Here is a 23,749-nt window from a genome sequence, read left to right on the forward strand (position 1 = left end):
GAGATGAAGGGACGCCAAGCATACCCGCTTATGCGTCCCCGTTAGATGTCCCGCTTCGTAGCGTTCGCCGCAGTCGCAGCCGCTGGCTGACGCGCCATCTCGATGAACGCACGCTGGTAATCAAGGGCGTCATCGGCCTCACGCGACCCCAGAAAAATCTGCTTGGCAATTCCGCGCGGGCCCAGCCGCACCGGCACCAGATCCATCTTGACCGCGTACTCCTCGACCAGCCAACGCGGCAGCGCGGCCACGCCGCGGCCGCTGGCCACCATCTGCAGCATGATGTCGGTGGTCTCGATCGCCTTGTGCCGCTTGGGCGTGACGCCGGCCTTCAAGAGGAACTGGTTGTAGATGTCCAACCGCTCGATATCAACGGGATAGCTGATGAGCACTTCCTGCGTCAGCTGCTCTGGCTTCACATACGCGACTGACCCCAGCGGATGCCCCTTGGCCACGACCAGCACCTGCTCGTAGTCGAACACCGGTTCGAACTTCAAGCCCGGCTTGAACAGCGGGTCGGGTGTGACCAGCATGTCGATCTCGTAGCCGAAGAGCGCGCCGATGCCGCCGAACTGGAACTTCTGCTTCACGTCCACATCCACGTCCGGCCACGCGGCCAGATACGGCGCCACCACCTTCAGCAGCCATTGGTAGCACGGGTGGCATTCCATGCCGATGCGCAGCGCGCCGCGTTCGCCCTGGGCAAACTGCCCCAGCCGCTCTTCGGCCAGGTCCAGTTGCGGCAGCACCCGATTCGCCACCGCCAGCAGATATTGGCCGGCCTGCGTCAGGCGCAAACGCCTTCCTTCGCGCAGCCAGATATCGGTGCCGAGCTGCACCTCCAGCTTCTTCATGCTGTGGCTCAAAGCCGACTGGGTCAGGTTCAGCACGCCTGCGGCGGCCGTCAACGAACCTTGTTTTTCGACCTGCTGGACGATGCTCAGATGGATACGCTCAAGCATTCTTATGATCTAGATTCATGGATTTGTGAAATAAAACCATTTTACGTCATGGATATTGATATTTAGCATTGCGTTCTTGTTTGCCGCTGTGTTCCGCACGTTGACCTGATCAACACGCACGTTCCATGGCAAGTCGACCCCCTCCGTGCCGATTGGCGCCATGGAAGCAAAGATGACACACCCCCTTCGCCTGGTCGCCGTTTCCGGCGGCATGCAACGTCCCTCCAGGACCACCGCCCTGGCAGAGGAACTGCTGGCGCTGATCGCCAACGAAATCCCCTGCGAACCCCGGCTGGTCGAAATGGGCCGGATCGCCCCGCAGCTTGCCGGCGCGACGTGGCGATCGAACTTGCCCGACACGGTCGAGCGCGAGTTGGCAGCGGTCGAGCAAGCCGATGTTCTGGTGGTGGCAACGCCCGTCTACCGCGGCTCCTACACCGGCCTGTTCAAGCACTTCTTCGATTTCATCCACCAGGACGCCTTGATCGACAAGCCCGTCCTCTTGGCCGCCACCGGCGGCAGCCAGCGCCACGCGCTGGTCATCGACCACCAGTTGCGGCCATTGTTCAGCTTCTTCCAGGCGCGCACCTTGCCGCTGGGCATCTACGCCACCGACGAGGACTTCGTCGACTACCGGCTTAAGAACGACGCGCTGATCGAGCGTGCCGGACTGGCCGTCCAACGCGCACTGCCGCTGGTCGAACTGACCCGTCAGATGCGAGCCGCCGCGGCCGCAGAAGCCATCGCGGCCTGAAATCCCCGTTTATCGCAGCACTTTCGCATCCGACCATCATGAACAAAGACTTCACCTTCAGCATCAAGAGCCTTCGCTTTGATGAAAACTATCAGCCGTCGGACAGCACGCGCATCACGACCAACTTCGCCAACCTGGCCCGAGGCGAAAGCCGCGAGCAGAATCTGCGCAACACGCTGAAGATGATCGACAGCCGTTTCAACGACCTGGCGCATTGGGACAACCCCACGGGCGATCGTTACGCCGTCGAGCTCGACATCATTACCGCCGAGATGACGCTGGGCGCAAACGGCAACGCCAATGCGTTTCCGCTGATCGAAGTGTTGAAGACCAACATCGTCGACAAGAAGACCGGCAACCGCATCGACGGCATCGTCGGCAACAACTTCTCGTCCTACGTGCGCGACTACGACTTCAGCGTGTTGCTGCCCGAATACAACGACAACAAATCCACGTTCAGCACGCCGGCCGATTTCGGCGACCTGCACGGAAAGCTGTTCAAGCACTTCGTTGAATCCGAGGCCTACAAGGCGAACTTCAAGAAGCCGCCGGTCATCTGCATCAGCGTCTCCAGCAGCAAAACCTATCACCGCACCGACAACCACCACCCGATCCTGGGCGTGGAGTATCAGCAAAGCGAGTTCTCCCCGACCGACCAGTACTTCGAGAAGATGGGACTGCAGGTGCGCTACTTCATGCCGCCGAACAGCGTTGCGCCGTTGGCGTTCTATTTCCAGGACGACCTGCTGGGCGCCTACACCAATCTGGAGCTCATCGGCACCATCAGCACGATGGAAGCGTTCCAGCGCATCTACCGGCCTGAAATCTACAACGCCAACTCCGCGGCCGGTAAGCGCTATCAACCGAGCCTGAAGAACCAGGACTACTCGCTGACGCAGATCGTCTACGACCGCGTCGAACGCAGCCAGCTCGCCGTCAAGCAAGGCAAATTTGCCGAGGCGCACTTCATCAAGCCGTACAAGCACGTGCTCGATCAATGGGCCGCCAGCCACTCCCACCCATAAACCGAACACAGACGGACACCCCGCAATGAAAAAACTTTTGCCCACCTCGACCGCCGGCAGCCTGCCCAAACCCTCCTGGCTCGCCCAGCCCGAAAAGCTCTGGTCGCCCTGGAGCCTGCAAGACGAACAACTGATCGAGGGTAAGCAGGACGCCTTGATCCTGGCCCTGAAAGAACAGGAACTGGCGGGCATCGATATCGTCAGCGATGGCGAACAAACGCGTCAGCACTTCGTCACCACGTTCATCGAGCACCTGGACGGCGTTGATTTCGAAAAGCGCGAAACCGTCCGCATCCGCGACCGCTATGACGCCAGCGTGCCCACCGTCGTCGGCGCCGTCAGCCGCCAGAAGCCCGTCTTCGTCGAAGACGCCAAGTTCCTGCGCCAGCAGACCAAGCAGCCGATCAAATGGGCGCTGCCCGGTCCCATGACCATGATCGACACGCTGTACGACGCCCACTACAAGAGCCGCGAAAAGCTGGCCTGGGAATTCGCCAAGATCCTGAATCAGGAAGCGCGCGAACTCGAAGCCGCCGGCGTCGACATCATCCAGTTCGACGAGCCCGCCTTCAACGTCTTCTTCGACGAAGTGAACGACTGGGGCGTCGCGACGCTGGAACGCGCCATCGAAGGCCTCAAGTGCGAAACCGCCGTGCACATCTGCTACGGCTACGGCATCAAGGCCAACACCGACTGGAAGAAGACGCTGGGTTCGGAATGGCGCCAGTACGAGGAATCGTTCCCCAAGCTGCAGAAGTCCAGCATCGACATCGTCTCGCTGGAATGCCATAACTCGCACGTGCCCATCGACCTGATCGAACTGATTCGCGGCAAGAAGGTCATGGTCGGCGCCATCGACGTGGCCAACCACACCGTCGAAACGCCGGAGGAAGTCGCCAACACGCTGCGCACGGCGCTCAAGTTCGTGGATGCCGACAAGCTGTATCCGTGCACCAACTGCGGCATGGCGCCGCTGCCGCGTGCGGTGGCCAAGGGCAAGCTGAACGCGCTGAGCGCGGGTGCGGAGATTATCCGCCGCGAACTGGCGCGTTGATGATGCAGGCAGCAAGCGGCGCGGCGGGATAGCGTCGCTGCGCACAATGAAAAAGGGGTTCGCTCATTGTTGAGCGAACCCCTTTTTTTGCGCCGGGCGACCATGGATCCCAAGCCAACCCGCCAACCCACGCCGGGATTACCCGTAATAAGAAAAATCTCTCAAATCAGCGGCCAATTGTGATTACTTGCCGCCCAAACCCGCGTGCTAATTTTTCCCTGCGTTTCGAAGATCGATTCATAACACTCAAGGGAATCACACCATGCACGCCGTGGGAAAAGCAGGCCGCAAGGCAGGGATGGCATCGTCCGTTCGCAGCACGTTTCTGAAGTTGTTGGCGCCAGCGCTGATCGCCGGCATGGTCCTGACCGGAGCCGCCGCGCCCGCTCAGGCCGCGGACTTCCCGGGTGACAAGCCCATCAGCCTGGTCGTGCCTTTCCCCGCTGGCGGCGGCACCGACTTCATCGGGCGCCTGCTCGCCTCCGAGATGGGCAAGGCGCTCAAGACCACCATCGTGGTTGAGAACAAGGGCGGCGCCAACAGCAACATCGGAACCGCCTATGTGACCCAGGCGCGGCCCGACGGTCACACGCTGCTGGTGTCGGGCGTGGGCATCGCCACCAACCAGGGCCTTTACAGCAAGCTGCCCTACAAGCTCGATCAGCTCGACCAGATCGCGATCCTCGCCTTCGGCGCGGACGTACTTGTGACCGCGCCCGGCTTTCCGGCCAAGACGCTGGCCGAGTTCGTGGCACTGGTGCACAAGGAGCCCGGCAAGTACTCCTACGCCTCATCGGGCAACGGCACTACCGGCCATCTAGGCATGGAAATGCTTAAGCAGCGCGCCAAGCTCGACATCATGCATGTGCCGTACAACGGCGGCTCGGCCGCCATCAACGACGTGCTCGCGGGCCGCGTCGACGTGCTGTTCGTCAATCAGGACACGGCGCTGCCGCACGTGCGCGCCGGAAAGCTGCGCGCGCTTGCCATCGGCAGCGCCAAGCGCAATCCCACCTATCCCGACACGCCCACGGTGGCCGAAAGCGGCTATCCGGGCTTTTCCTCCGAATACTGGTTTGGCCTGTCCGCCCCGGCCGGCGTGCCGGCGCCGGTGTTCCAGCAACTGTTCGAGGCCACCCGCACCGCCATGCAGTCGCCCGCCATTCAGGAAAAGCTAGGCGCCGTGGGTCTGGTGATTCCGCAACTCACGGATCGCAAGCAATTTGTGACGCTGGTGGATGCCGAAGTAGAGAAGTGGGGCGAGGTAGTACGGGTGTCGGGCGCACGTATCGATTGATATCTGACGCCACACGGTCCGGGCTAGCCGAGCCGCGTGCGAAGACCTGACGCCAGATCGGGGCCGCTTGCGCGGCCCCGTTGTCATGCTCCGCCAGCGTGGCCCGGCGCGGCGTCGATGGGCGCCAGGAAGTTAAGTCGCGTGAGCGTGTCGCGCGTGATGTCCACGATCGAATCGATATGCGCACCGTGCGAGGCCGTCAGATACGAGATGTAGAAGCGTGCCGGCGGGATCGGCGGATCCGCGGGCAGGGCGCGCAACACGCCCATCGTGAGCATGTCCTGCAGCAACGGCACCGGCAGGATGCCGATGGCGTGGCCAGCCGCGATCAGGCGCGATATCAGCGCCAGCGAATTGGTGGTGCTGGGCCCCGACATATCGACGCCGCCCGAGGCCAGCCAATTTTCAACCACGGTGTACAGCGTGGAAGGCGGCGAGTGCGTGGCGATGTGATGGCCGCGCGCATGCTCGGCGCGAAACGGATCGGCCGTGATGTGCAGCGTGGGCGAGGCCACCCAGTGAAACGTCATCCAGCCGATGAACACGTCGGTGATGGTGTCGCCCGTGGCCGGATTCGTCAGCAGCGCCATGTCCAGCTCGCCCGCGTTGAGCTTGCTGTTGAGCACCGATCCCACGTCCACCGTCATCTCCAGCGCGAGCGAGGGATAGTGTTCCTTGAGCTGCGCGATCACGGCGGTCAGGCCCACATTGGCCGAGCACTCGTCCGCGCCCAGCCGCAGCTTGCCGCCCAGGCTGCGGTCCTTGCCAAAATGTTCGAGCTGGCGCGTGCTGTGCAGCGCGCTCTCGGCGTGGCGCAGCGCCGATTGGCCCACGTCGGTCAGCGTCACCCGCTGGCGCGAGCGATCAAAGAGCTGCACCTCGAGCGCGCCTTCGAGTTCGCGGAGGCGTGCCGAGACGGCCGGCTGCGTCACGTGCAGATGGCGCGCGGCCGCGTGGATGCTGCCCAGCTTGGCGGTCCAGTAAAAGGCCTCAAGCTGGCTTAGGGTAATCCGCATGATAAGAACTCTTTTTCAAACTGCGCCGAAACTTTGATTATTGGCCCGGAAAGCCCGCGTGATACCTTTTTTTCACCGGCTTCCGAGCCTTTTTCATTGTAGTGAAGACGACACGATGTATCTGATTCATCCCATGCCCGCGCCGTTGCCGCCCGAGGATCTGGCACTGCTGCTGAAGGCGGAGCCGGCCACCATCGGCCACTTCCAGACCACCGGTTTCATGCGTGGCGACATCCGTGCGCATCAGCAGGACGTGCGCATCGCCGGGCCGGCCGTGACGGTGCGCATGCCCGGCAACGATGGCGGCATTCTGCACCATGCGATGGCCTGCGTGCGCCCCGGCGACGTGCTGGTGATCGACCGGGCCGGCGAGGCCGTGACGGCGGCCTTTGGCGGCGCGATGGCCTACGCCGCCAAGCAGGCCGGCGTGGCCGGCATCATCGTGGACGGCCTGGTGACCGACCTGGGCGAATTGCGCCAGCACGGCATGCCGGTGTGGTCGCGCGGACCTTCTCCCATCACCACGCGCCTCTTGGGTCACGAGGGCGAGTTCTGCGGCACGATTCATTGCGGCGGCGTGTCGGTATGGCCTGGCGCGGCCGTGCTGGCCGACGAGAACGGCGTGCTGGTGCTTGATCGCGCAGCGGTGCGCGCCGCCACACAGCAAGCCATCGACTTTCAGACTCAGGAACAGACCACCCTGGCGCGCCTGCGCGCCGGCGAGAAATTCCCCGACATCGTGGGCTCGCGCGCGCTGATTGAACGCGCCATCGCAGCGGCCCAAGGAGCAAACACATGAGCATCGACCTCGACGTCACCGACCTCGCACAGCGGCTGCGCCGCCGCGAGCTGCGATCCGAAGCGCTGGTGAGCGACTTCCTTGCACGCATCGCCGCGCTCGACGGCTGGCTGCACGCCTATGTGGCCGTGTACGCCGACGAGGCGCTGGCCGCCGCGCGCGCAGCCGACCTGCAATTGGACCAGGGCATCTGGCTCGGCCCGCTGCACGGCGTGCCGATCGCGCTGAAGGACCTGATCGACATCGCAGGCCATCCGACCACCATCGGCTCGCCGATCCACGCCAATACCATCGCCTCGCGCACGGCCGACCTGGTGCAGCAGTTGCAGCGCGCCGGCGCCATCATCCTGGGCAAGACCCACATGGTGCAGTTCGCCATGGGCGCGTGGGGTCCGAATCAGCACATGGGCACGCCCCGCAATCCCTGGGATGACCGCGTGCACCGCATTCCCGGCGGATCGAGCAGTGGCTCGGCCGTCGCGGTGGCCGGACGCCTGGCTCCGGCCGCCATTGGCACCGACACCGGAGGCTCGGTGCGCGTGCCCGCCAGCTACTGCGGCATCACAGGCTTCAAGCCGACCGTGGGCCGCATTTCCGCACGCGGCGTGGTCACGCTGAGCCAGACCCTCGACAGCGTCGGCATTTTCGCGCACAGCGCCGCGGACGCGCGCGTGGTGTTCGACGCGCTGACGCCGGCCGCACCGGGCGAGTGGCGCGAGCCCCTCGACGCGTCGCGCTTCGGCATCGCCGGCGTCACGCTCGGCCGTCTGCCAGAGGCCTTCCTGACCGACGTCACGCCCGCCGTGCGACGCGCCTATGAAGAATCCATCGCGCTGTATCAGAGCCTTGGCGCGCAGATCGTGGAAATCACGCCGCCCGCCACGCTGTCCGAGTTCAAGGCCGTGACGGGCGACATCATGATGACCGAAGGCGTGGCCTCGTTCGAGCGCGAGATGACCGACCTCGACCTTCCCGTCGACGACTCAGTGCGGCCGCGCCTGCTTGCTGCCCTCGGCGTGCCGGCGCTGCGTTACCTCGCTGCGCTGCGCGAGCGCGACCGTCTGCAGGCGGCGATGGAAGCGCGGCTGCAGGGCGTGGCGGGGCTGCTCACGCCCACCACGCTTACCACCGCGCTGCCGCTCGACGAGGTCGATCACGGCAACGCGCCGGTGCACTACACACGTATCGGCAATCTGTTGCAGATGTGCGGCGTATCGGTGCCCAACGGCCGCGACGACGCGGATCTGCCCACCGGCCTGCAGATTCTCTGTCCGGGCGGCGAAGACCGGCTGGCGCTGTTCTTGGCCGAGGTGTTCCAGCGTCATTCCGATTGGCATCGCGTGCGCGCCGATACCCGCGCACCGGCGACCGCGGCATAACCCGATGCCGTGGCAGGGCGCGCGCGGCGCGCGCGCCCATACACAAACAGGGGGAAAACATGAAACGAAGCATTCTGGCGGCGCTGCTGGCGGCCGTCGCAACCTCGTTCGCCGCGGCCGGATCCGCCCGCGCCCAGACCGCTGCCTTGCCCGAGACCCACTTTGCGGTCGTCGGCGGCGGCAGCCACAACTACACCTTCGGCGCGGTTGAAAAGCCGTTCTGGGAAAAGACGCTACCCGAGGCCTCCGGCGGCCAGGTCACAGCCGAACTGATCGGCCTGTCCGAGAGCGGCCTGAAAGGCCCCGAGATCGTGCGCCTCATGCGCGCCGGCGCGCTCGACGTCGGCATGGGCGTGTTCGCCTTCGTCAGCGGCGACGACCCCACCTTCGAGGGGGTGGACCTGCCCGGCATGGCGACCGACTACGCCACGGCGCGCAAGATGGTGGCGGCCTACCGGCCGGTGCTGGAACAGCGCATGCTCAAGCGCCACGGCGTGCGGCTGCTGGCCACCGTGCCGTACACCGCGCAGGTGTTTTTCTGCCGCGCGCCGGTAAAGACCTTGGCCGATCTGAAGGGACGCAAGGTGCGCACCCGAGGCAGCAACATGGCCGAATACGTGCGCGCGTTGGGCGCCTCGCCGGTGACCATACCGTTTGCCGAGGTCATTCCCGCGCTGCAGACCGGTGTGGTCGATTGCGCGGTGACCGGCATCGGCTCGGGCAACGCCGCGAAGTGGTACGACGTCGCCAAGAATCTGTATCTGCTCCCCATCGACTGGTCTATCGGCTTCTACGCCATCGCCGAACGCCGCTGGCAGAAGCTGGATCCCGCCGTGCAGCAGTTCATGCTCAAGGAGGCGCAGGTGCTGGAAGAGCGCCTGTGGGACGAGACCGGCCGCGAGGGCGACTATGCGCTCGCCTGCAACACCGGACAGGGCGAATGCCGCATCCACACGCAGGCCGACATGCAAGCCACCGCGCCCTCCGAAGCCGAGCGCGACACATTGCGCGAGGTGGCCACCGAGATGGCGAGCCGCTGGGCGCGGCGCTGCGGCGAGGAATGCGCCGCCAACTGGAGCGCGTCCGTGGGCCAGGCCCTGGGCGTGACGCTGCGCTGAACTTCAAGGAACTCTCATGACGACAGAAACGCATGCTTCGTTACGCCTCATCGAGCGCGTGTCCCGCATAGGCGCATGGCTAGGCGGCCTCGGGCTGCTGCTGGTGTCCTGGCTCATCGTGGCCGACCTGATCGCACGCAAGGTCGCGGGCGTCTCGCTCGGCGGCGCCGACGAGCTGGCCGGCTACACGCTGGCGGTGGCCAGCGCCTGGGCCTTTCCCATCACCTTGCTACGCCGCTCGCACATCCGGGTCGACGTGGTCTACACGCATCTTCCCGCCAAGACGCGCGTCGTGCTCGACCTGTTCGCGCTGGCTTGCCTGGGCCTGTTCGTGGGCACGCTGACGTGGCACGCATGGTTCGTGCTGGCCGACTCCATCGCCTTCCAGTCGGTGTCCAACACGCCGCTGCAGGTGCCGCAATGGATCCCGCAATCGCTCTGGTTCGCCGGCTACGCGTTCTTCCTGCTCACCATCGTGGTGCTCGGCGCCAGCGCGCTGGGCCGCGTGATGCGCGGCCGCTGGCAGGCGGTCAATGCGCTGATCGGCATCCACTCGGTGGAAGAGGGCATCGAAGAAGAAACCGCCGACGCACCCGTACCCGCGCGCACGCAACCCCAGGAGTGAGCCATGCTGATAATGACGATTTCCATGCTGCTCGGCCTCCTGGCGCTGAGCGTGACCGCGGCCGCCACCGTGGGCCTCCTGGGCATGAGCCTGGCCGGCGTCTATTCCCCGCTGAAACTGACCAACGCCATCGGTGAACTGGCCTGGGGCACCAGCGCCGAATTCCTGCTGGTGGCGATTCCGCTTTATGTCCTGATGGGCGAGCTGCTGGTGCATTCCGGCGTGGCCGGCCGCATGTACGGCGCCGTGTCCAAGTGGGTGTCGTGGCTGCCGGGCGGACTGATGAACGCCAACATCGGCGCCTCGGCCCTGTTCTCGGCCACCAGCGGCTCAAGCGTCGCCACCGCCGCCACGATCTCCACGCTGGCGCTGCCCGAACAGCGCAGGTCGGGCTACAACGCGCCGCTATTCCTGGGCTCGATCGCGGCCGGGGGCACGCTCGGCATCCTGATCCCGCCGTCGATCAACATGATCGTGTACGCGCTGATCGCCAACGTATCGGTGCCCAAGCTCTACCTGGCCGCCACGCTGCCCGGCATCCTGCTCACCGCGCTCTTCATCGCACTGATCGTGGGCCTGTGCCTGTGGCGTCCGGGCCTCGCCGGCAAACGCCCCACGGTGAGCTGGGCCGAACGCATCGCCGCCCTGCCGCACCTGGTGCCGCCGCTCGCGATCTTCGCGCTGGTGATTGGCGTGATCTACGGCGGCATCGCCACCGCCAGCGAGTCGGCCGCGCTCGGCGTGGTGGCCGCCACCCTGCTGTGCGCCTACAAGCGCGTGCTGACGTGGGAAATGCTGGGCCGCGCCTTCGAAGCCACACTGCGCACCACCGGCATGATCATCCTGATCACGCTGGCCGCGTTCTTCCTGAACTTCGTGCTGTCCTCAATCGGCCTGACCACCTTGCTGGTCAATGCCGTGACCAGCCTGGACCTGCCGCCGCTGGGCATGATGCTGGCCATCATCCTGTTCTACATCCTGCTCGGCTGCTTCATGGACACGCTTGCCATGCTGGTCACCACCGCGCCGCTCACCGTGCCCATCGTCATGGCGCTGGGCTACGACCCGGTGTGGTTCGGCGTGCTGCTGATCGTGCTGTGCGAAATGGGCCAGCTCACGCCGCCGTTCGGCATGAATCTGTTCGTCGTGCACAGCGTGCGCGGGCAGGGAAAATTCATGGATGTGGTGGTGGGCGTGCTGCCGTTCCTGGCGATGCTGTTGCTGATGATCGTGCTGTTGCTGGCAGTGCCGCAACTGGCGCTGTGGTTGCCGGGAAAGATGGCTACGCTTTGAGGGCGGGGCTTTGCCCCGCCCAGGGCATGCCCACCTTCAGTGACTGATCATCCATGGCCGCGCGCCAGCGAAGGTTTTTCCGCCGTCAGCGGTCTGGCGCGTTCGGCCCGCGGCATTCGCGCCGGAGCAACAACCGCACCCCATGCCGTGGCCCGCACGGGTGCTGCGGGGTTCGTGGGCCGCGCGTTCGTTGACGGCGCGGGCGCGGTTCATTGCTGACGACAGCGCCGAGACTGCTGGCGCCCCGCTGACACAACGCTCGCAGGCGACACCGCATTCGGGGCAGGACGCAAGGTCACGCCATTGCGACAAAGGCCTCAGCACAGAGAACTCGCCGCAGTCCTGGCAGCGATAGTCATAGAGCGGCATGCGGGGCTCCTCAAAGGTCTTTGGCGATGGGCATGTCCATGCCACGCTTGATCTGCGGCACGTCGCCCAGCGCATTGGGCTGGATGTCGATGTCGAAGATCTCGGTCGGCAGCCACAACGTCGCGCAGGCATTGGGAATGTCCACCACGCCGCTGATGTGGCCCTGCACGGGGGCCGTACCCAGGATCGAGTACGCCTGCGCGCCCGAATAGCCAAACTTCTTCAGGTATTCGATCGCGTTCAGGCAAGCCTGGCGATAGGCAATGTGCACGTCCAGATAATGCTGCTTGCCGCCTTCATCGACCGAAATGCCTTCGAAGATCAGGTAGTCCTTGTAGTTGGGCGTGATGGGGCTGGGCTTGAAGATGGGATTGCGAATGCCGTACTTGGCCATGCCGCCCTTGATGAGCGACACCCGCATATGGACCCAACCCGCCATTTCGATGGCGCCGCAGAAGGTGATCTCGCCATCGCCCTGCGAGAAGTGCAGGTCGCCGACCGACAGACCGCCGCCTTTGACGTAGACCGGGAAGAACACCCGGGAACCGCGCGACAGATCCTTGATGTCGCAGTTGCCGCCGTGCTCGCGCGGCGGCACGGTACGTGCGCCGGTGGCGGCGGCGCGATCCCGCTCGGCGCCCTTGAGCTTGCCCATGTGCGCCGTCTTGGGCGCCGGCGGATTGGCCAGGGGCGGAACGCGCTCCGGATCGCTGTCTATCAGCTTCTGTTCACGCTCATTCCACTTATCCAGAAGTGCCTGGTCCGGCAGGCAACCGATCAAGCCCGGGTGGATCAGGCCAGCGAAGCGCACACCAGGGATATGGCGCGAGGTCGTGAACATGCCTTCGAAATCCCAGATCGATTTCTGCGCGGAGGGGAAGTGTTCGGTCAGAAAACCGCCGCCATTGTTCTTGCTGAAAAAGCCGTTGAAGCCCCACAGGCTTTCCTGCTTGGCGCCGATATCCAGCAAGTCCACCACCAGCAAGTCGCCGGGCTCGGCGCCTTCGACGCCGACCGGGCCGGACAGGAAGTGCACCGTGGACAGGTCCACGTCGCGCACATCGGAGGCATCGTCATCATTCTTGATCGCTCCGCCGGTCCAGTCGTAGGTTTCCAGCACGAAATCATCGCCTGGCCTGACCCACGTCGCCATGGGGATATCCGGATGCCAGCGATTGTGCACGCCTTCGTTTTCGTAGGGGGATTGGGCCAGGTCGACCTTGATCAGGGTTTCAGGCATGTCATGCTCCTTTGAGTGGAAAACGGCTTCAGACAGACAGGTATTTGCTGATCGTCTTCTCGTCAACGCGCTCGCGCGGGTCTTCGTGCACGAAGCGCCCCTTGTCGATCACGATGAGCCGATCGGCGATCTGCATGGTGAAACTCAATACTTGTTCGGACACCACAATGGCCAGATTGCGCAGTTTGCGGATTTCCAGCAGGCTGCGGGCGATGTCCTTGATGATGGACGGCTGTATGCCCTCGGTGGGCTCGTCCAGCAGCAGCACACGCGGGTTCGTGACCAAAGCGCGGGCGATGGCAAGCTGCTGCTGCTGCCCGCCCGACAGGTCGCCGCCACGCCGGGCACGCATGTCGTGCAACACCGGAAACAGGGCGTAGATGTCTTCCGGTATGGTGTTGCGCAGTGCCCGCCCGCGCATCCCGGTGCGGATGTTTTCCTCGACGGTCAACGTCGGAAAGATCATGCGGCCCTGCGGCACGTAAGCCACCCCGCTGCGCACGCGCTGGTGGCTCTCCAGGCGCTCCAGCGCCTTACCGTCCAGCGAGATCGAGCCATGCAGGGTGGGCAGCATGCCCATCATGGTCTTGAACAGCGTGGTCTTGCCCATGCCGTTTCGGCCCATCACGGCGACGATTTCACCGGAAGCCACGGCAAGGTCGACGCCGTGGATGACTTTGCTTTGGCCATAGCCTGAAACCAGGCCAGCGATATTGAACATATTGCCTCCTGGCCTCAATGGCCGAGATAGACTTCAATGACGCGTGGATCGGACTGCACCTTTTCCATGCTGCCCTCGGCCAGCACCTGGCCTTGATGCAGCACCGTGACCTTGTGCGCGATGTTCTTGACGAACTCCATGTCATGCTCGATCACGATGAGCGATCGGTTGCGGCTGATTCGATTGAGCAGTTCGGCGGTGCGCTCGCGCTCGGACACGCTCATGCCGGCCACCGGTTCGTCCAGCATCATCAGCTCGGGCTCCTGCATCAGCAGCATGCCGATTTCCAGCCATTGCTTCTGACCGTGCGAGAGCAACTCAGCCGAGCGGTCGAGCTGGTCGGCCAGAAAAATCTCCTCCGCGACCTGCTCGACCCGCTCAAGCACGGCCGGACTGCGCCTGAAGGTCAGCGCGCCCAGCACGCTGCGACCGGCCGGGAACGACACCTCCAGGTTCTCGCGCACGGAAAGGGTTTCGTAGATGGAAGGGGTCTGGAACTTGCGGCCCACGCCGGCGCGCACGATTTCATATTCGGCCAGGCCGGTCAGCTCCGTGTCCTTGAAGCGGATGGAGCCGGCGGTGGCCTTGGTGCGGCCGCAGATCAGATCCAGCAGCGTGGTCTTGCCGGCGCCATTGGGACCGATGATGACGCGCAGCTCTCCCTGATCGACATAAAGATTGAGGTCATTGACGGCGACGAAGCCGTTGAACGAGACGGTCAGGCCCTCGATGTACAACGCGAACGCTGATAGGTTCATGCTGCCTCCGCGGCGCCATCCGCCTGCCGGCGCGATGCTTTGCGCGCCAGCCGCTTCTGGGTGTATTGGTGATACAGACCGGCCAGGCCATTGGGGAAGGCCATCACGACGGCAATGAACAGGCCGCCCATCAGGAATAGCCATAGCTGCGGGAAACTCTCGGAGAAATAGCTTTTGCCGAAGTTGACCAGCAGCGTGCCGTAGACCGCCCCCAGCAGCGACAGGCGGCCGCCGACCGCGGCGAAGATGACCATCTCAATGGAAGGCACGATCCCCACGAAGGAAGGCGACATGAAACCGACCTGCAGGGTGAACATGGCCCCGCCTATGGCCGAGAACACGGCGGCCACGCAGAAGACAAAGACCTTGAAGCTGGCGACGTCATAGCCCGAGAAGCGCACGCGTTCTTCCTTGTCGCGCATGGCCATCAAGAGCTTGCCCAGTTTGGACGAGAGCAGGTAGCGGCCAAACAGGATGCAGGCAAACAACAGCACGCCGCTGATGAAGTACAGCGTCAGCCGGGCGCTGTCCGTGCGGATATCCCAGCCCAGCAGCGTCTTCAGATCGGTGATGCCATTGACGCCGCCGGTCCAGCCTTGCTGGCCGATGATGAGGACAGACAGGATCAGGGCCACGGCCTGCGTCACAATGGCGAAATAGGTGTCGCCCACGCGGCGTTTGAACATGGCCACGCCCAGGATCAACGCCAGCAGGCAGGGCAGCACCGGCACCGCCATCAATGTGAACCAGAAGCTTTTGAACGGCACCCAGAACCAGGGAAGCGAGGTCAGCTGGTTCCAGTCCATGAAGTCAGGGATGCCGGGCGTGGACTGGATCTTGGTGGCCTCCGGCGTCGAGGCTTCCAGCTTCAGGAACATGGCCATGCAATAGCCGCCCAGACCGAAAAACACGCCCTGGCCCAGGCTCAGGATGCCGCCATAGCCCCAGCACAGCACCAGGCCCAGCGCGACAAAGGCATAGGACAGGTATTTGCCGATCAGGTTGAGCCGGAAGACGTCCAGCCCCAGCGGAAACACCACAAAGAGCAGCAGCGCCAGGATCGCCAGCCCGGCCAGCCCTTCGCGCCCACCCACGACATTGCGGAAGAATTTCTGCATGATGCGCTCCCTACTTGCGTACCTTGATGCTGAACAGGCCTTGCGGACGCAGCATCAGAATGATCACGATGGCCGACAGGGTCAGCACCTTTGCCATCGAACCCGTCATGAAGAACTCCGAGATCGATTGCGTCTGCGCGATGACGAAGGCCGACGCGATGGTGCCAAAAAGGCTGGCCGCGCCGCCGAACACCACTGTCAGGAAGGTGTCGACGATGTAGAGCGAACCGCTCGTGGGGCCGGTGGAACCGATGGTCGTGAAGGCCGCGCCGGCAATGCCTGCGATACCGCAACCGAGCGAGAACGTCACGCGGTCCACGCGCTTCGTATCGATGCCGACCGCGCCGCTCATGGCGCGGTTCTGCACCGTGGCGCGCACATGCAGGCCCCAGGTCGAGCGGAACAACGCCAAGAGCAGCGCGCCCGTCAGCACGATGCTGATGGACATGACGAACAGACCGTTGATCGGGATGTCCACGCCGTCCAGCGGTTGCCAGGAACCCATCAGCCATTCAGGCAGCGTGGGGCTGACTTCACGTGGACCGAACAGCGAGCGCAGCGTCTGCTGCAGCACCAGCGACAAGCCCCAGGTCGCAAGCAGCGTGTCCAGCGGCCGGCGGTAGAGATGACGGATCATCAGCCACTCGACCAGCCACCCCAGGCTGAAGGTCACGGCAAAGGCCAACAGGATGGCGACGAAGAAGTAGGCCGGCATCAGGCCGGGCGCGTACTGCTGGACCAGTTCGGAACAGAGATAGGTGCAATAGGCGCCCACCGCCAGGAACTCGCCATGGGCCATGTTGATGACGCCCATCTGGCCAAAGATGATCGCCAAGCCCAAGGCCATCAGCAAAAGCACACTGAAGACCGATAAACCGTTGAAGCCCTGCATCAGCAGGATGGCCCCGAGATCGGAGAAGGATTCCATGGATGGCTCCCGGCAGTGAAGAGGCGCCGAGCGGGGCGCCCGGATCGAGGTGATTACTGATAGCCCTTGGGGAAGGGATCGGGCTTGATCAGCTCCGGGGTCTCGAAGATCACGTCAAACTGGCCGTCCTTGCGGATCTGGGCGATCCGGGTCTTGCTCCACAGGTGGTGGTTGGGGTCGATCTTGACGTAGCCTTCGGGCGCCTCCTTGAATTCCAGGCCGGCCGAGGCGGCGACCACCTTGTCGACATCAAAGCTGCCGGCCTTTTCCACGGCCATCTTCCACAGCCAGGGTCCCAGATAGGCTGCCTGGGTCACATCGCCGATCACGGCGTTGGCGCCGTACCTGGCCTTGAAGGCTTCAACGAATTTCTTGTTGTTGGCATTGTCCAGGCTCTGGAAGTACTTCATGCACGACCAGAAACCCTCGGCGTTCTCACCGCCGATCCCCAGCAATTCATCTTCGGTCACCGAGATCGTCAGAAGCTTTTGTTTGCCGCTCGTGACGCCAGCCGCCTTGAGCTGTTTGTAGAAGGACACATTGCTGCCGCCCACCACCACGGCGAACACGACATCGGGCTTTTTCAGCTTGATCTTGTTGATCAGCGAGCCGAATTGCGTGTGACCCAGCGGGTAGTATTCCTCGCCGACCACTTCGCCCTTGAGCACGTTCTCGATATGCTTGCGCGCAATCTTGTTTGAGGTGCGCGGCCAGATGTAATCGGAGCCGATCAGGTAGAACGAGCGCGCCTTCTGCTCGCGCGCCAGCCAGTCCAGACTGGACAGAATCTGTTGCGTGGCCTCCTGGCCGGTATAAAAAACGTTCTTGGACTGCTCCAGGCCTTCATAGAAGGTCGGGTAGTAGAGCAGGCCATTTTCTTTCTCGAACACGGGCAGGACCGCCTTGCGCGAGGCCGACGTCCAGCAGCCGAACACGGTGGCGACCTTGTCGCTGACCAGCAGTTTGCGGGCCTTCTCGGCAAAGGTCGGCCAGTCGGAGGCGCCGTCTTCCTGAACGATCTTGATCTTGCGGCCCAGAATGCCGCCCATGGCATTGATCTGCTCGATCGCCAGGCGTTCGGATTGAATCGACCCCGTTTCGCTGATGGCCATGGTGCCGGTCGCCGAGTGCAACTGGCCTACCGTGACCTCGGTGTCGGTAATGGCCAGCCCGGTGGTGTTGATGGCCGAGGTGGCCGGGGCCGCCGCGCGCGACAGCGCCGGTATGGTCAATAGCGGCAGGGAGGCAAAGGCCAGGGCCAGACGCCGGCGCGAAGGCAGCTCCGGAGCGTTATCAAAAGGGGTTTTGCCAGACATCGATGACTCCTCAATGGATCACGACCAGGGAAACCGAGCATGCGCGGCACATGCCGCAGCCCGGAGGGTGAGGGCATACTAGGAGCCGATGACGCAGTGCAACATACGTTGATTGACGTAGAGGCAGGCGCGCCCCCGGGCGTTACAACGGCAACTACGTTCAATGACGTATCCCCAACGCCCCCCGGAGCCCGATTTGTCTGCCAGCGCGCCTCAACGCATCGTCAAGATCCGCCGCGACTACAACACCTGGGTCGCCAATGAGACGCTGGAAGACTATGCGCTGCGCTTCACCCCGGTGTCGTTTCGCAAATGGTCGGAGTTCCGCGTTGCCAATACCGCTCTGGGCGCCGTGTCTTTCCTGGCGCTGGAAGCCATCGGCGGTGCGCTGGCGCTGAACTATGGCTTCATCAATGCCTTCTGGGCCATCGTTGCCGTGGCCCTGGTCACCTTTCTGACCGGTTTGCCGATTGCCTATTACGCGGCGCGCCACGGCCTGGACATGGATCTGCTGACGCGAGGAGCTGGCTTCGGCTATATCGGCTCGACCATTACCTCGCTGATCTACGCCTCCTTTACCTTTATCTTTTTTGCGCTGGAGGCGGCCATCATGGCGCTGGCCATCGAACTGGCCACCGGCTTGCCGCTGTCGATCGGCTATCTCCTGTGCGCCGTGGTCATCCTGCCCATGGTGGCCTATGGCATTACCTTCATCAGCCGGCTGCAGTCCTGGACGCAGCCGATATGGCTGGTGCTGCTGCTCTTGCCCTATGCCTTCATCGCCTTCCGTGATCCTGAGGCGTTGCAGGAGTTCCTGCGATTTCCGGGCTATGACGGCCGGGGCGGCAGCTTCAATCTGCTGATGTTCGGCTCGGCGGTGGCGGTGGCCGCCTCGCTGGTGACGCAGATCGGCGAACAGGTCGACTTTCTGCGCTTTCTGCCCGAACGCACGGCGGCCAACCGCAGACGCTGGTGGCTCGCCCTGATCTGCGCGGGTCCGGGCTGGATCCTGCCGGGCGCGGCCAAGATTCTGGGCGGCGCCTTTCTGGCCTGGCTGGCCCTGTCCCTGGGCGCGCCCGCCGACAAGGCAGGGGACCCCACCCACATGTATCTGGCGGCCTATACCTATGTCGTCAGCGATCCCGGTCTGGCGCTGGTTCTGGTGACGGCCTTTGTGGTGGTCTCGCAGGTCAAGATCAATGTGACCAATGCGTATGCCGGCTCGCTGGCCTGGTCCAACTTCTTTGCGCGCATCACGCACAGCCATCCGGGCCGGGTGGTGTGGCTGGTATTCAACGTGCTGATCGCCGTGGTGCTGATGGAAATGGGCGTGTTTGGCGCGTTGGAACACGTGCTGGCGGTGTTCTCGCACGTTGCGCTGGCCTGGATCGGGGCGTTGGTGGCGGACCTGGTGATCAACAAGCCGCTGGGTCTGTCGCCGAACCGGATCGAGTTTCGCCGCGCCTATCTGTATGACATCAACCCGGTCGGCGTGGGCAGCATGCTGATCGCCATGACACTGGGCTTGCTGGCCTTTGCCGGCGTGTTTCCGGGCACAGCAGGTGCGCTGGCGCAGGCGTTGTCGCCCTTTGTGGCATTGCTGGCGGCCTTTGTCTGCGCGCCGGTCATCGCCTGGCGCACGCGCGGTCGCTACAACCTGGCGCGCACGCCCGTCGATGTCGCGGGTTCGGATCACGTCTGCGTGATCTGCGCCAACCGTTTCGAGCAGCCCGATATGGCGCATTGTCCGGCCTATAACGGCGCCATCTGTTCCTTGTGCTGCACGCTGGATGCCCGCTGCCAGGATCGCTGCAAACAGCAGGGGCGCTTGAAGGATCAGGTGCAGGCGGTCCTGGGCCGGCTGCTGCCGGCGCGGGTCACGCCGCTGGTGCATAGCCGCCTGGGCCACTACCTCTTGATCGTGGCGGGGATGGGGACGCTGCTGGCCGGCATTCTGGGCCTGATCTACTACCAGGAGGTCGCCAGTCACATGCGGGCCGGCCTGGACCCCTCGGGTTTGCGGCCAACCTTCCTGAAGTTGTATGCCGCCTTGTTGCTGATCGGCGGCGTGGCGGCCTGGTGGCTGGTGCTGGCCCATGAAAGCCGGCGCGTGGCGCAAGAGGAATCGGATCGCCAGACCCACTTGCTGCTGCGCGAAATCGAGGCGCACAAACAGACTGACGCGCAGCTTCAACAGGCCAAGGAAGCCGCCGAAAGCGCCAATCTGGCCAAGAGCCGCTTCATGGGTGGCATGAGCCATGAATTGCGCGCGCCCTTGAACAGCATTCTGGGCTACGCGCAGATTCTGCTGCGCGACCCGGGCTTGCCACCCGCGCGGCGTGAGGCCATCGATGTAATTCATCGTAGTGGCAAGCATCTGATCGGCCTGATCGATGGCTTGCTGGACATCGCGCGCATCGAGGCGGGCAGGCTCAGGCTGGAGAACAGCGAACTGCGCCTGCCGGAATTTCTGGAGCAGATCGTGCAGATGTTCCGTCCACAGAGCACGCTCAAAGGGCTGACCTTCTGCTATGAAGCGGCGGAACTGCCATCCATTGTGCATATCGATGAAAAGCGGCTGCGGCAGATTCTGATCAACCTGTTGAGCAATGCGCTGAAGTTCACCTCGACAGGACTGGTGTCGATGCGCGTGAAATCGGCGGCGGACATGGTGCTGTTCGAAGTGGCGGACAGCGGCCGAGGCATACCGGCCGAGGACCTGGAGCGCATCTTCCTGCCTTTTGAGCGCAGCTGGGCGGCGGCCGAGCAGGCCGATTCCGGCACGGGCCTGGGCCTGACCATCTGCCGCATGCTGACCGGCATCATGGGCGGCGAGTTGACGGTGCGCAGCGCCGTCGGCCGCGGCAGCGTGTTCACGCTCAAGCTGTTCTTGCCGGAGGTGCGCTCGCCACGCAGCGATGCCCGGCCGTCGGGGCTGGTGGTGGGCTATCGCGGCGAGCGGCTGCGGATCCTGACAGTCGATGACCAGCCTTCGCAGCGGCGCCTGGTCTGCGACCTGCTGGAGCCGTTGGGCTTCGAGGTGCACGAAGCGCCGCATGGCGCGGCTTGCCTGGCCTGCGTGCATACGCTGCGGCCCGCCCTGATATTGATGGACGTCTCGATGCCGGAAATGACAGGCTGGGAAGTCTTGCGGTGCTTGCGTGATGAAGGCGTGGCCGTGCCCATTGTGATGCTGTCGGCCAATATCCTGGGGCTGGATCCGAAAGACCCGGCGCAGCGCGGGCATAACGCGTTCATTGCCAAGCCCGTGATGTATGAGGATTTGCTGAGCCAGCTCGGCCGTTTGCTCAAGCTGGACTGGCAGGTGGCGCAGGTGGAGGCTGCGCGGCCCGCGGAGGATCTGCATCGAGTGGCGCTGGAGCGCGAAGATGCCGAGGCGCTACTGGAACTGGGGGCCATGGGCTACATCAAGGGCATCCACGCCAAGCTGGAAGAGATACAGGGCCGCCGAGCCGAAGCGCGAGAATTGACCGCGCATCTGCGCGCGCTGGCTGGCGAGTTTCAACTGAATGAATTCAATCAGGTGCTTAAACACCATGTGCAGCGTCACCATGCCCACGCCCGATAAGAACCTCGTCATGCTGGTCGATGACGCGCCGGACAACCTGAAAATGCTCTCCACCGCATTGGATGCGGCGGGTTATCAGGTGCTTGTGGCAATCGATGGCCAGTCGGCGATAGAACGCGTGGATTTCGTGGTCCCGGATATCGTGCTGCTCGATGCGGTGATGCCGGGGATGGATGGGTTCGAGACCTGCGCGCGCTTGAAAGCGCATCCGGCGGCGGGAGATGTCCCGGTGGTGTTCATGACGGGCCTGACCGAGCCCGAGCACGTATTGAAGGCGTTCCGAGTCGGCGGCGTGGATTACGTGACCAAGCCGTTGGACACTGACGTGGTGGTGGCCAGGCTGCGAACCCATTTGCGCAATGCGCGCAGCCTGACGGCGGCCTTCGATGCGATTGATGCGGCGGCGCGCGCAGTGGTGGCGCTCGACGCGCGCGGGCTGCCCATCTGGAAGACGGGCAAGGCTCGGATCTGGTTGGCGGCGTACTTTGGTTGCGCGGAGGATGCGGCGGAGCTGCCGGCGCCCTTGGCAGAATGGGTGGCACGCAATCTGGCGGCCGGACCGGCGGCTGAACCCTTGGTGATGGTCAGCGCACGAGGGCGTTTGACCTTGAGTCTGTCGGCATCACGGCGCAGCGGCGAGACGTTGCTACTGTTGCAGGAGACGGCGCCGTTGGCAACGGCTTACGGTCTGACGCCGCGTGAGGCCGATGTTTTGCGCTGGCTGGCCAAGGGAAAAACAAATCGGGATATCGCCGAGATACTGGGCATGTCGCCACGAACGGTGAACAAACATCTGGAACACATCTACGTCAAACTGGGCGTGGAGACGCGCGCCGCGGCGGCGGCGCTGGCGGTGCGGCAGGGGGAGGCCTTTTAAAGCGCTTGGCGTTACCGCATCTCACGGAAATTCGACGTCGCCGCGAAAGATCGAACGTCTATGCAGCTCAGACAACTTGAGAAACCCGCCTGGCAAGATCCCCCTTGAGCAGCGCCGCCAACTGGATCAGACCATGCGTCAGGCGAGCTCGATCAATCGCCCCTCCCAACGACACACGAAGCGCCAAGGGACTGAACGACCCCGTGGAAAACGACGCCGAATCCGTGACACTCACACCTTGTTCAAGCGCGGTTTGTATAAGCCGGTACAGATCGATATGGCCCGGCAACTGCAGCCAGAGGTGCAGCCCATTCGGGTCGGCCTGAATATCCCCCGGAAGGATCGATGCCGCGATAGCTTGCCGATGGTGCAGCTCACTCCTGACCTGCGCCATCCATTGAACCGCAGCGCCCGTCTCGATCCACGTCGATGCCATTTCCGTCATCCAGGGCGTGGGCATCAGCGCCAGCGAACGCAGGGCGTCAAGCACGGGCGTCAACGGCTCGCCGGCAGGTACGACCAGGTAAGCGGTTCGCAAGCCGGGCGCGATGCATTTCGATAGCGTCGACACGTAGTAAACGGGCGCCGACGCCGTGTCGGCAGCCAACGAATACATCGTGCTTGGCGGCCGCTCGGCCAACAGCCAGTACGGATCATCTTCAATGACGGGCAGCGCATACTTCTTTGCCACCTGCAGCAGCTCAGTTCGCCGCTCGGTGGACAGCGTCAGCGCGGTCGGGTTTTGAATCGTCGGATTCAAATACAGCATTGCCGGGCGATGCTTTTGGCACACGCGCTCGAGGTCGGCGGGATCCATGCCGAATGCATCCGACTTCACCCCGACGGCCACCCGCTGCAGCAAGCGTGCGGCGGCCAGAAAGCCAGGGTAAGTCAGCACATCGCACGCAATCGCATCCCCGGCCTGGCTCCTGGCCAGAAGCAGGGCCGCAATGGCAGTTTGCGCGCCGGGGCAAACCACGATCCGATCCATGTCCGTGCTGCCAAGCACCGGCCGCAACCATTTCGCCCCGGCTGCACGATGTCGCGCGTCCCCCGCACCCACGTGATAGCTCATCAGATCCATCGCGCTTGCCGCGACCTGCGTCGCGCCACTGCCTTGCGCAAGCATGTCTGAAAACGCTGCGCTGCTGAGCAACGGCGGGATGTTCATCCCGAGATCGATCGTGCCGCCCGTTGCCGACCCGGAATAGGCCACGTAAGTCCCGCCCGCCCCCTGCGCCTCCAGAATCCCTTTCTGGCGAACTTCCGAGTAGGCCCGCGTGACGGTCGTGAGATCGACGCCCAATGCCTGGGCCAGCTCACGCTGCGTGGGCAGGCGGTCGCCGGGCCGAAGCACACCGTCCTCCACCGCGGTGACGATCTGCGTGGCGATTTGCTGATATCGGGAGCCCGCACCGGCAGTAAGGGGCCGCACCCACGACATGCTTGCTTTTTTCAGGCGACGCGAGAGAGCCATGTCTGATCTTCTTCCAGGGATTTTGGCCGCTTCC

At 63.8% G+C, this 23,749-nt stretch carries 21 protein-coding genes; 11 read left to right on the top strand and 10 right to left on the bottom strand.

All coding sequences use genetic code 11. The annotated features are described in order from the left end of the window. Positions 1 to 41: 41 nt before the first annotated feature. Positions 42 to 962, bottom strand: coding sequence for a LysR family transcriptional regulator (locus ASD71_RS15155; protein ID WP_056565398.1), 921 nt, complete (start codon positions 960 to 962; stop codon positions 42 to 44). Between the two features lie 172 nt (positions 963 to 1,134). On the opposite strand from ASD71_RS15155, the gene msuE reads away from it, so the two are divergent. From msuE to ASD71_RS15175, 4 genes are all read left to right on the top strand, one after another. Next, positions 1,135 to 1,716, top strand: a complete 582-nt coding sequence (gene msuE, locus ASD71_RS15160; RefSeq protein ID WP_056566962.1) for an FMN reductase — start codon at positions 1,135 to 1,137, stop codon at positions 1,714 to 1,716. 38 nt (positions 1,717 to 1,754) lie between these two features. Beyond that, positions 1,755 to 2,741, top strand: a complete 987-nt coding sequence (locus tag ASD71_RS15165) for a DUF1852 domain-containing protein (protein ID WP_056565401.1) — start codon at positions 1,755 to 1,757, stop codon at positions 2,739 to 2,741. A gap of 25 nt (positions 2,742 to 2,766) precedes the next feature. After that, positions 2,767 to 3,795 (top strand): methionine synthase, encoded by a 1,029-nt coding sequence (locus tag ASD71_RS15170; protein WP_056565404.1) that lies wholly within the window; start codon positions 2,767 to 2,769, stop codon positions 3,793 to 3,795. Positions 3,796 to 4,093: 298 nt separating this feature from the next. Continuing rightward, positions 4,094 to 5,092: a tripartite tricarboxylate transporter substrate binding protein gene (locus tag ASD71_RS15175; protein ID WP_056565407.1), complete on the top strand. Its 999-nt coding sequence runs from the start codon at positions 4,094 to 4,096 to the stop codon at positions 5,090 to 5,092. Between the two features lie 83 nt (positions 5,093 to 5,175). Here the strand turns inward: ASD71_RS15175 and ASD71_RS15180 are convergent, their stop codons facing one another. After that, entirely contained in the window at positions 5,176 to 6,108 is a 933-nt protein-coding gene (locus ASD71_RS15180) for a LysR family transcriptional regulator (RefSeq protein ID WP_056565410.1), read from the bottom strand. Positions 6,109 to 6,223: 115 nt separating this feature from the next. Between ASD71_RS15180 and ASD71_RS15185 the strand changes: the two genes are divergently transcribed. From ASD71_RS15185 to ASD71_RS15205, 5 genes are read left to right on the top strand one after another with little or no spacing between them, the layout of a single operon-like run. Further along, positions 6,224 to 6,907, top strand: a complete 684-nt coding sequence (locus tag ASD71_RS15185) for an RraA family protein (protein WP_056565413.1) — start codon at positions 6,224 to 6,226, stop codon at positions 6,905 to 6,907. Continuing rightward, positions 6,904 to 8,286, top strand: coding sequence for an amidase (locus ASD71_RS15190; RefSeq protein WP_056565416.1), 1,383 nt, complete (start codon positions 6,904 to 6,906; stop codon positions 8,284 to 8,286). The genes ASD71_RS15185 and ASD71_RS15190 overlap by 4 nt, the downstream gene beginning before the upstream one ends. Before the next feature lie 59 nt (positions 8,287 to 8,345). Continuing rightward, on the top strand, positions 8,346 to 9,404 hold the full coding sequence (locus tag ASD71_RS15195; protein ID WP_056565419.1) for a TRAP transporter substrate-binding protein: 1,059 nt from the start codon (positions 8,346 to 8,348) through the stop codon (positions 9,402 to 9,404). A gap of 16 nt (positions 9,405 to 9,420) precedes the next feature. Next, entirely contained in the window at positions 9,421 to 10,029 is a 609-nt protein-coding gene (locus ASD71_RS15200; protein WP_056565422.1) for a TRAP transporter small permease subunit, read from the top strand. 3 nt (positions 10,030 to 10,032) lie between these two features. Further along, positions 10,033 to 11,322: a TRAP transporter large permease gene (locus tag ASD71_RS15205; RefSeq protein ID WP_056565424.1), complete on the top strand. Its 1,290-nt coding sequence runs from the start codon at positions 10,033 to 10,035 to the stop codon at positions 11,320 to 11,322. A 36-nt stretch (positions 11,323 to 11,358) separates the two neighbouring features. Here the strand turns inward: ASD71_RS15205 and ASD71_RS27695 are convergent, their stop codons facing one another. From ASD71_RS27695 to urtA, 7 genes are read right to left on the bottom strand one after another with little or no spacing between them, the layout of a single operon-like run. Beyond that, positions 11,359 to 11,766, bottom strand: coding sequence for an FmdB family zinc ribbon protein (locus tag ASD71_RS27695; RefSeq protein ID WP_369818955.1), 408 nt, complete (start codon positions 11,764 to 11,766; stop codon positions 11,359 to 11,361). Next, on the bottom strand, positions 11,702 to 12,931 hold the full coding sequence (gene fmdA, locus ASD71_RS15210; RefSeq protein ID WP_056565426.1) for a formamidase: 1,230 nt from the start codon (positions 12,929 to 12,931) through the stop codon (positions 11,702 to 11,704). Before fmdA ends, ASD71_RS27695 begins: the two co-directional genes overlap by 65 nt. A gap of 28 nt (positions 12,932 to 12,959) precedes the next feature. Further along, on the bottom strand, positions 12,960 to 13,652 hold the full coding sequence (urtE, locus tag ASD71_RS15215) for an urea ABC transporter ATP-binding subunit UrtE (RefSeq protein WP_056565429.1): 693 nt from the start codon (positions 13,650 to 13,652) through the stop codon (positions 12,960 to 12,962). 14 nt (positions 13,653 to 13,666) lie between these two features. After that, positions 13,667 to 14,410, bottom strand: a complete 744-nt coding sequence (gene urtD / locus ASD71_RS15220) for an urea ABC transporter ATP-binding protein UrtD (RefSeq protein WP_056565432.1) — start codon at positions 14,408 to 14,410, stop codon at positions 13,667 to 13,669. Continuing rightward, a complete protein-coding gene (gene urtC / locus ASD71_RS15225; RefSeq protein ID WP_056565435.1) occupies positions 14,407 to 15,528 on the bottom strand; it encodes an urea ABC transporter permease subunit UrtC in 1,122 nt (373 codons plus the stop codon). The genes urtD and urtC overlap by 4 nt, the downstream gene beginning before the upstream one ends. 10 nt (positions 15,529 to 15,538) lie before the next feature. Further along, positions 15,539 to 16,456 (bottom strand): urea ABC transporter permease subunit UrtB, encoded by a 918-nt coding sequence (gene urtB, locus ASD71_RS15230; RefSeq protein ID WP_056565439.1) that lies wholly within the window; start codon positions 16,454 to 16,456, stop codon positions 15,539 to 15,541. A 53-nt stretch (positions 16,457 to 16,509) separates the two neighbouring features. Next, entirely contained in the window at positions 16,510 to 17,772 is a 1,263-nt protein-coding gene (urtA, locus tag ASD71_RS15235; protein ID WP_056565442.1) for an urea ABC transporter substrate-binding protein, read from the bottom strand. Between the two features lie 196 nt (positions 17,773 to 17,968). Here urtA and ASD71_RS15240 point away from each other — a divergent pair, with 196 nt between their 5' ends. Beyond that, positions 17,969 to 21,361 carry an ATP-binding protein gene (locus ASD71_RS15240; RefSeq protein ID WP_056565445.1) on the top strand — a complete coding sequence of 1,131 codons (3,393 nt, stop codon included), beginning with the start codon at positions 17,969 to 17,971 and terminating at the stop codon, positions 21,359 to 21,361. Then, positions 21,345 to 22,238, top strand: a complete 894-nt coding sequence (locus ASD71_RS15245) for a response regulator (protein ID WP_235512143.1) — start codon at positions 21,345 to 21,347, stop codon at positions 22,236 to 22,238. The genes ASD71_RS15240 and ASD71_RS15245 overlap by 17 nt, the downstream gene beginning before the upstream one ends. Positions 22,239 to 22,305: 67 nt before the next feature. Here the strand turns inward: ASD71_RS15245 and ASD71_RS15250 are convergent, their stop codons facing one another. After that, positions 22,306 to 23,715 (bottom strand): PLP-dependent aminotransferase family protein, encoded by a 1,410-nt coding sequence (locus tag ASD71_RS15250; protein ID WP_056565451.1) that lies wholly within the window; start codon positions 23,713 to 23,715, stop codon positions 22,306 to 22,308. Positions 23,716 to 23,749: the final 34 nt, after the last annotated feature.

It is taken from the genome of Achromobacter sp. Root565 (assembly GCF_001427425.1).
Classification (GTDB): domain Bacteria; phylum Pseudomonadota; class Gammaproteobacteria; order Burkholderiales; family Burkholderiaceae_B; genus Achromobacter; species Achromobacter spanius_D.

Bases quoted from the DNA above. Each gene is read 5' to 3' on its own strand.
- ASD71_RS15200 (WP_056565422.1), top strand. From the start codon at position 9,421: ATGACGACAGAAACGCATGCTTCGTTACGCCTCATCGAGCGCGTGTCC.
- urtA (WP_056565442.1), bottom strand. From the start codon at position 17,772: ATGTCTGGCAAAACCCCTTTTGATAACGCTCCGGAGCTGCCTTCGCGC.
- urtC (WP_056565435.1), bottom strand. From the start codon at position 15,528: ATGCAGAAATTCTTCCGCAATGTCGTGGGTGGGCGCGAAGGGCTGGCC.
- ASD71_RS15205 (WP_056565424.1), top strand. From the start codon at position 10,033: ATGCTGATAATGACGATTTCCATGCTGCTCGGCCTCCTGGCGCTGAGC.
- fmdA (WP_056565426.1), bottom strand. From the start codon at position 12,931: ATGCCTGAAACCCTGATCAAGGTCGACCTGGCCCAATCCCCCTACGAA.
- ASD71_RS15165 (WP_056565401.1), top strand. From the start codon at position 1,755: ATGAACAAAGACTTCACCTTCAGCATCAAGAGCCTTCGCTTTGATGAA.
- msuE (WP_056566962.1), top strand. From the start codon at position 1,135: ATGACACACCCCCTTCGCCTGGTCGCCGTTTCCGGCGGCATGCAACGT.
- ASD71_RS15245 (WP_235512143.1), top strand. From the start codon at position 21,345: ATGCCCACGCCCGATAAGAACCTCGTCATGCTGGTCGATGACGCGCCG.
- ASD71_RS27695 (WP_369818955.1), bottom strand. From the start codon at position 11,766: ATGCGCTGGGCGACGTGCCGCAGATCAAGCGTGGCATGGACATGCCCA.
- urtB (WP_056565439.1), bottom strand. From the start codon at position 16,456: ATGGAATCCTTCTCCGATCTCGGGGCCATCCTGCTGATGCAGGGCTTC.
- ASD71_RS15180 (WP_056565410.1), bottom strand. From the start codon at position 6,108: ATGCGGATTACCCTAAGCCAGCTTGAGGCCTTTTACTGGACCGCCAAG.
- ASD71_RS15175 (WP_056565407.1), top strand. From the start codon at position 4,094: ATGGCATCGTCCGTTCGCAGCACGTTTCTGAAGTTGTTGGCGCCAGCG.
- ASD71_RS15195 (WP_056565419.1), top strand. From the start codon at position 8,346: ATGAAACGAAGCATTCTGGCGGCGCTGCTGGCGGCCGTCGCAACCTCG.
- ASD71_RS15190 (WP_056565416.1), top strand. From the start codon at position 6,904: ATGAGCATCGACCTCGACGTCACCGACCTCGCACAGCGGCTGCGCCGC.
- urtE (WP_056565429.1), bottom strand. From the start codon at position 13,652: ATGTTCAATATCGCTGGCCTGGTTTCAGGCTATGGCCAAAGCAAAGTC.
- urtD (WP_056565432.1), bottom strand. From the start codon at position 14,410: ATGAACCTATCAGCGTTCGCGTTGTACATCGAGGGCCTGACCGTCTCG.
- ASD71_RS15185 (WP_056565413.1), top strand. From the start codon at position 6,224: ATGTATCTGATTCATCCCATGCCCGCGCCGTTGCCGCCCGAGGATCTG.
- ASD71_RS15170 (WP_056565404.1), top strand. From the start codon at position 2,767: ATGAAAAAACTTTTGCCCACCTCGACCGCCGGCAGCCTGCCCAAACCC.
- ASD71_RS15250 (WP_056565451.1), bottom strand. From the start codon at position 23,715: ATGGCTCTCTCGCGTCGCCTGAAAAAAGCAAGCATGTCGTGGGTGCGG.
- ASD71_RS15155 (WP_056565398.1), bottom strand. From the start codon at position 962: ATGCTTGAGCGTATCCATCTGAGCATCGTCCAGCAGGTCGAAAAACAA.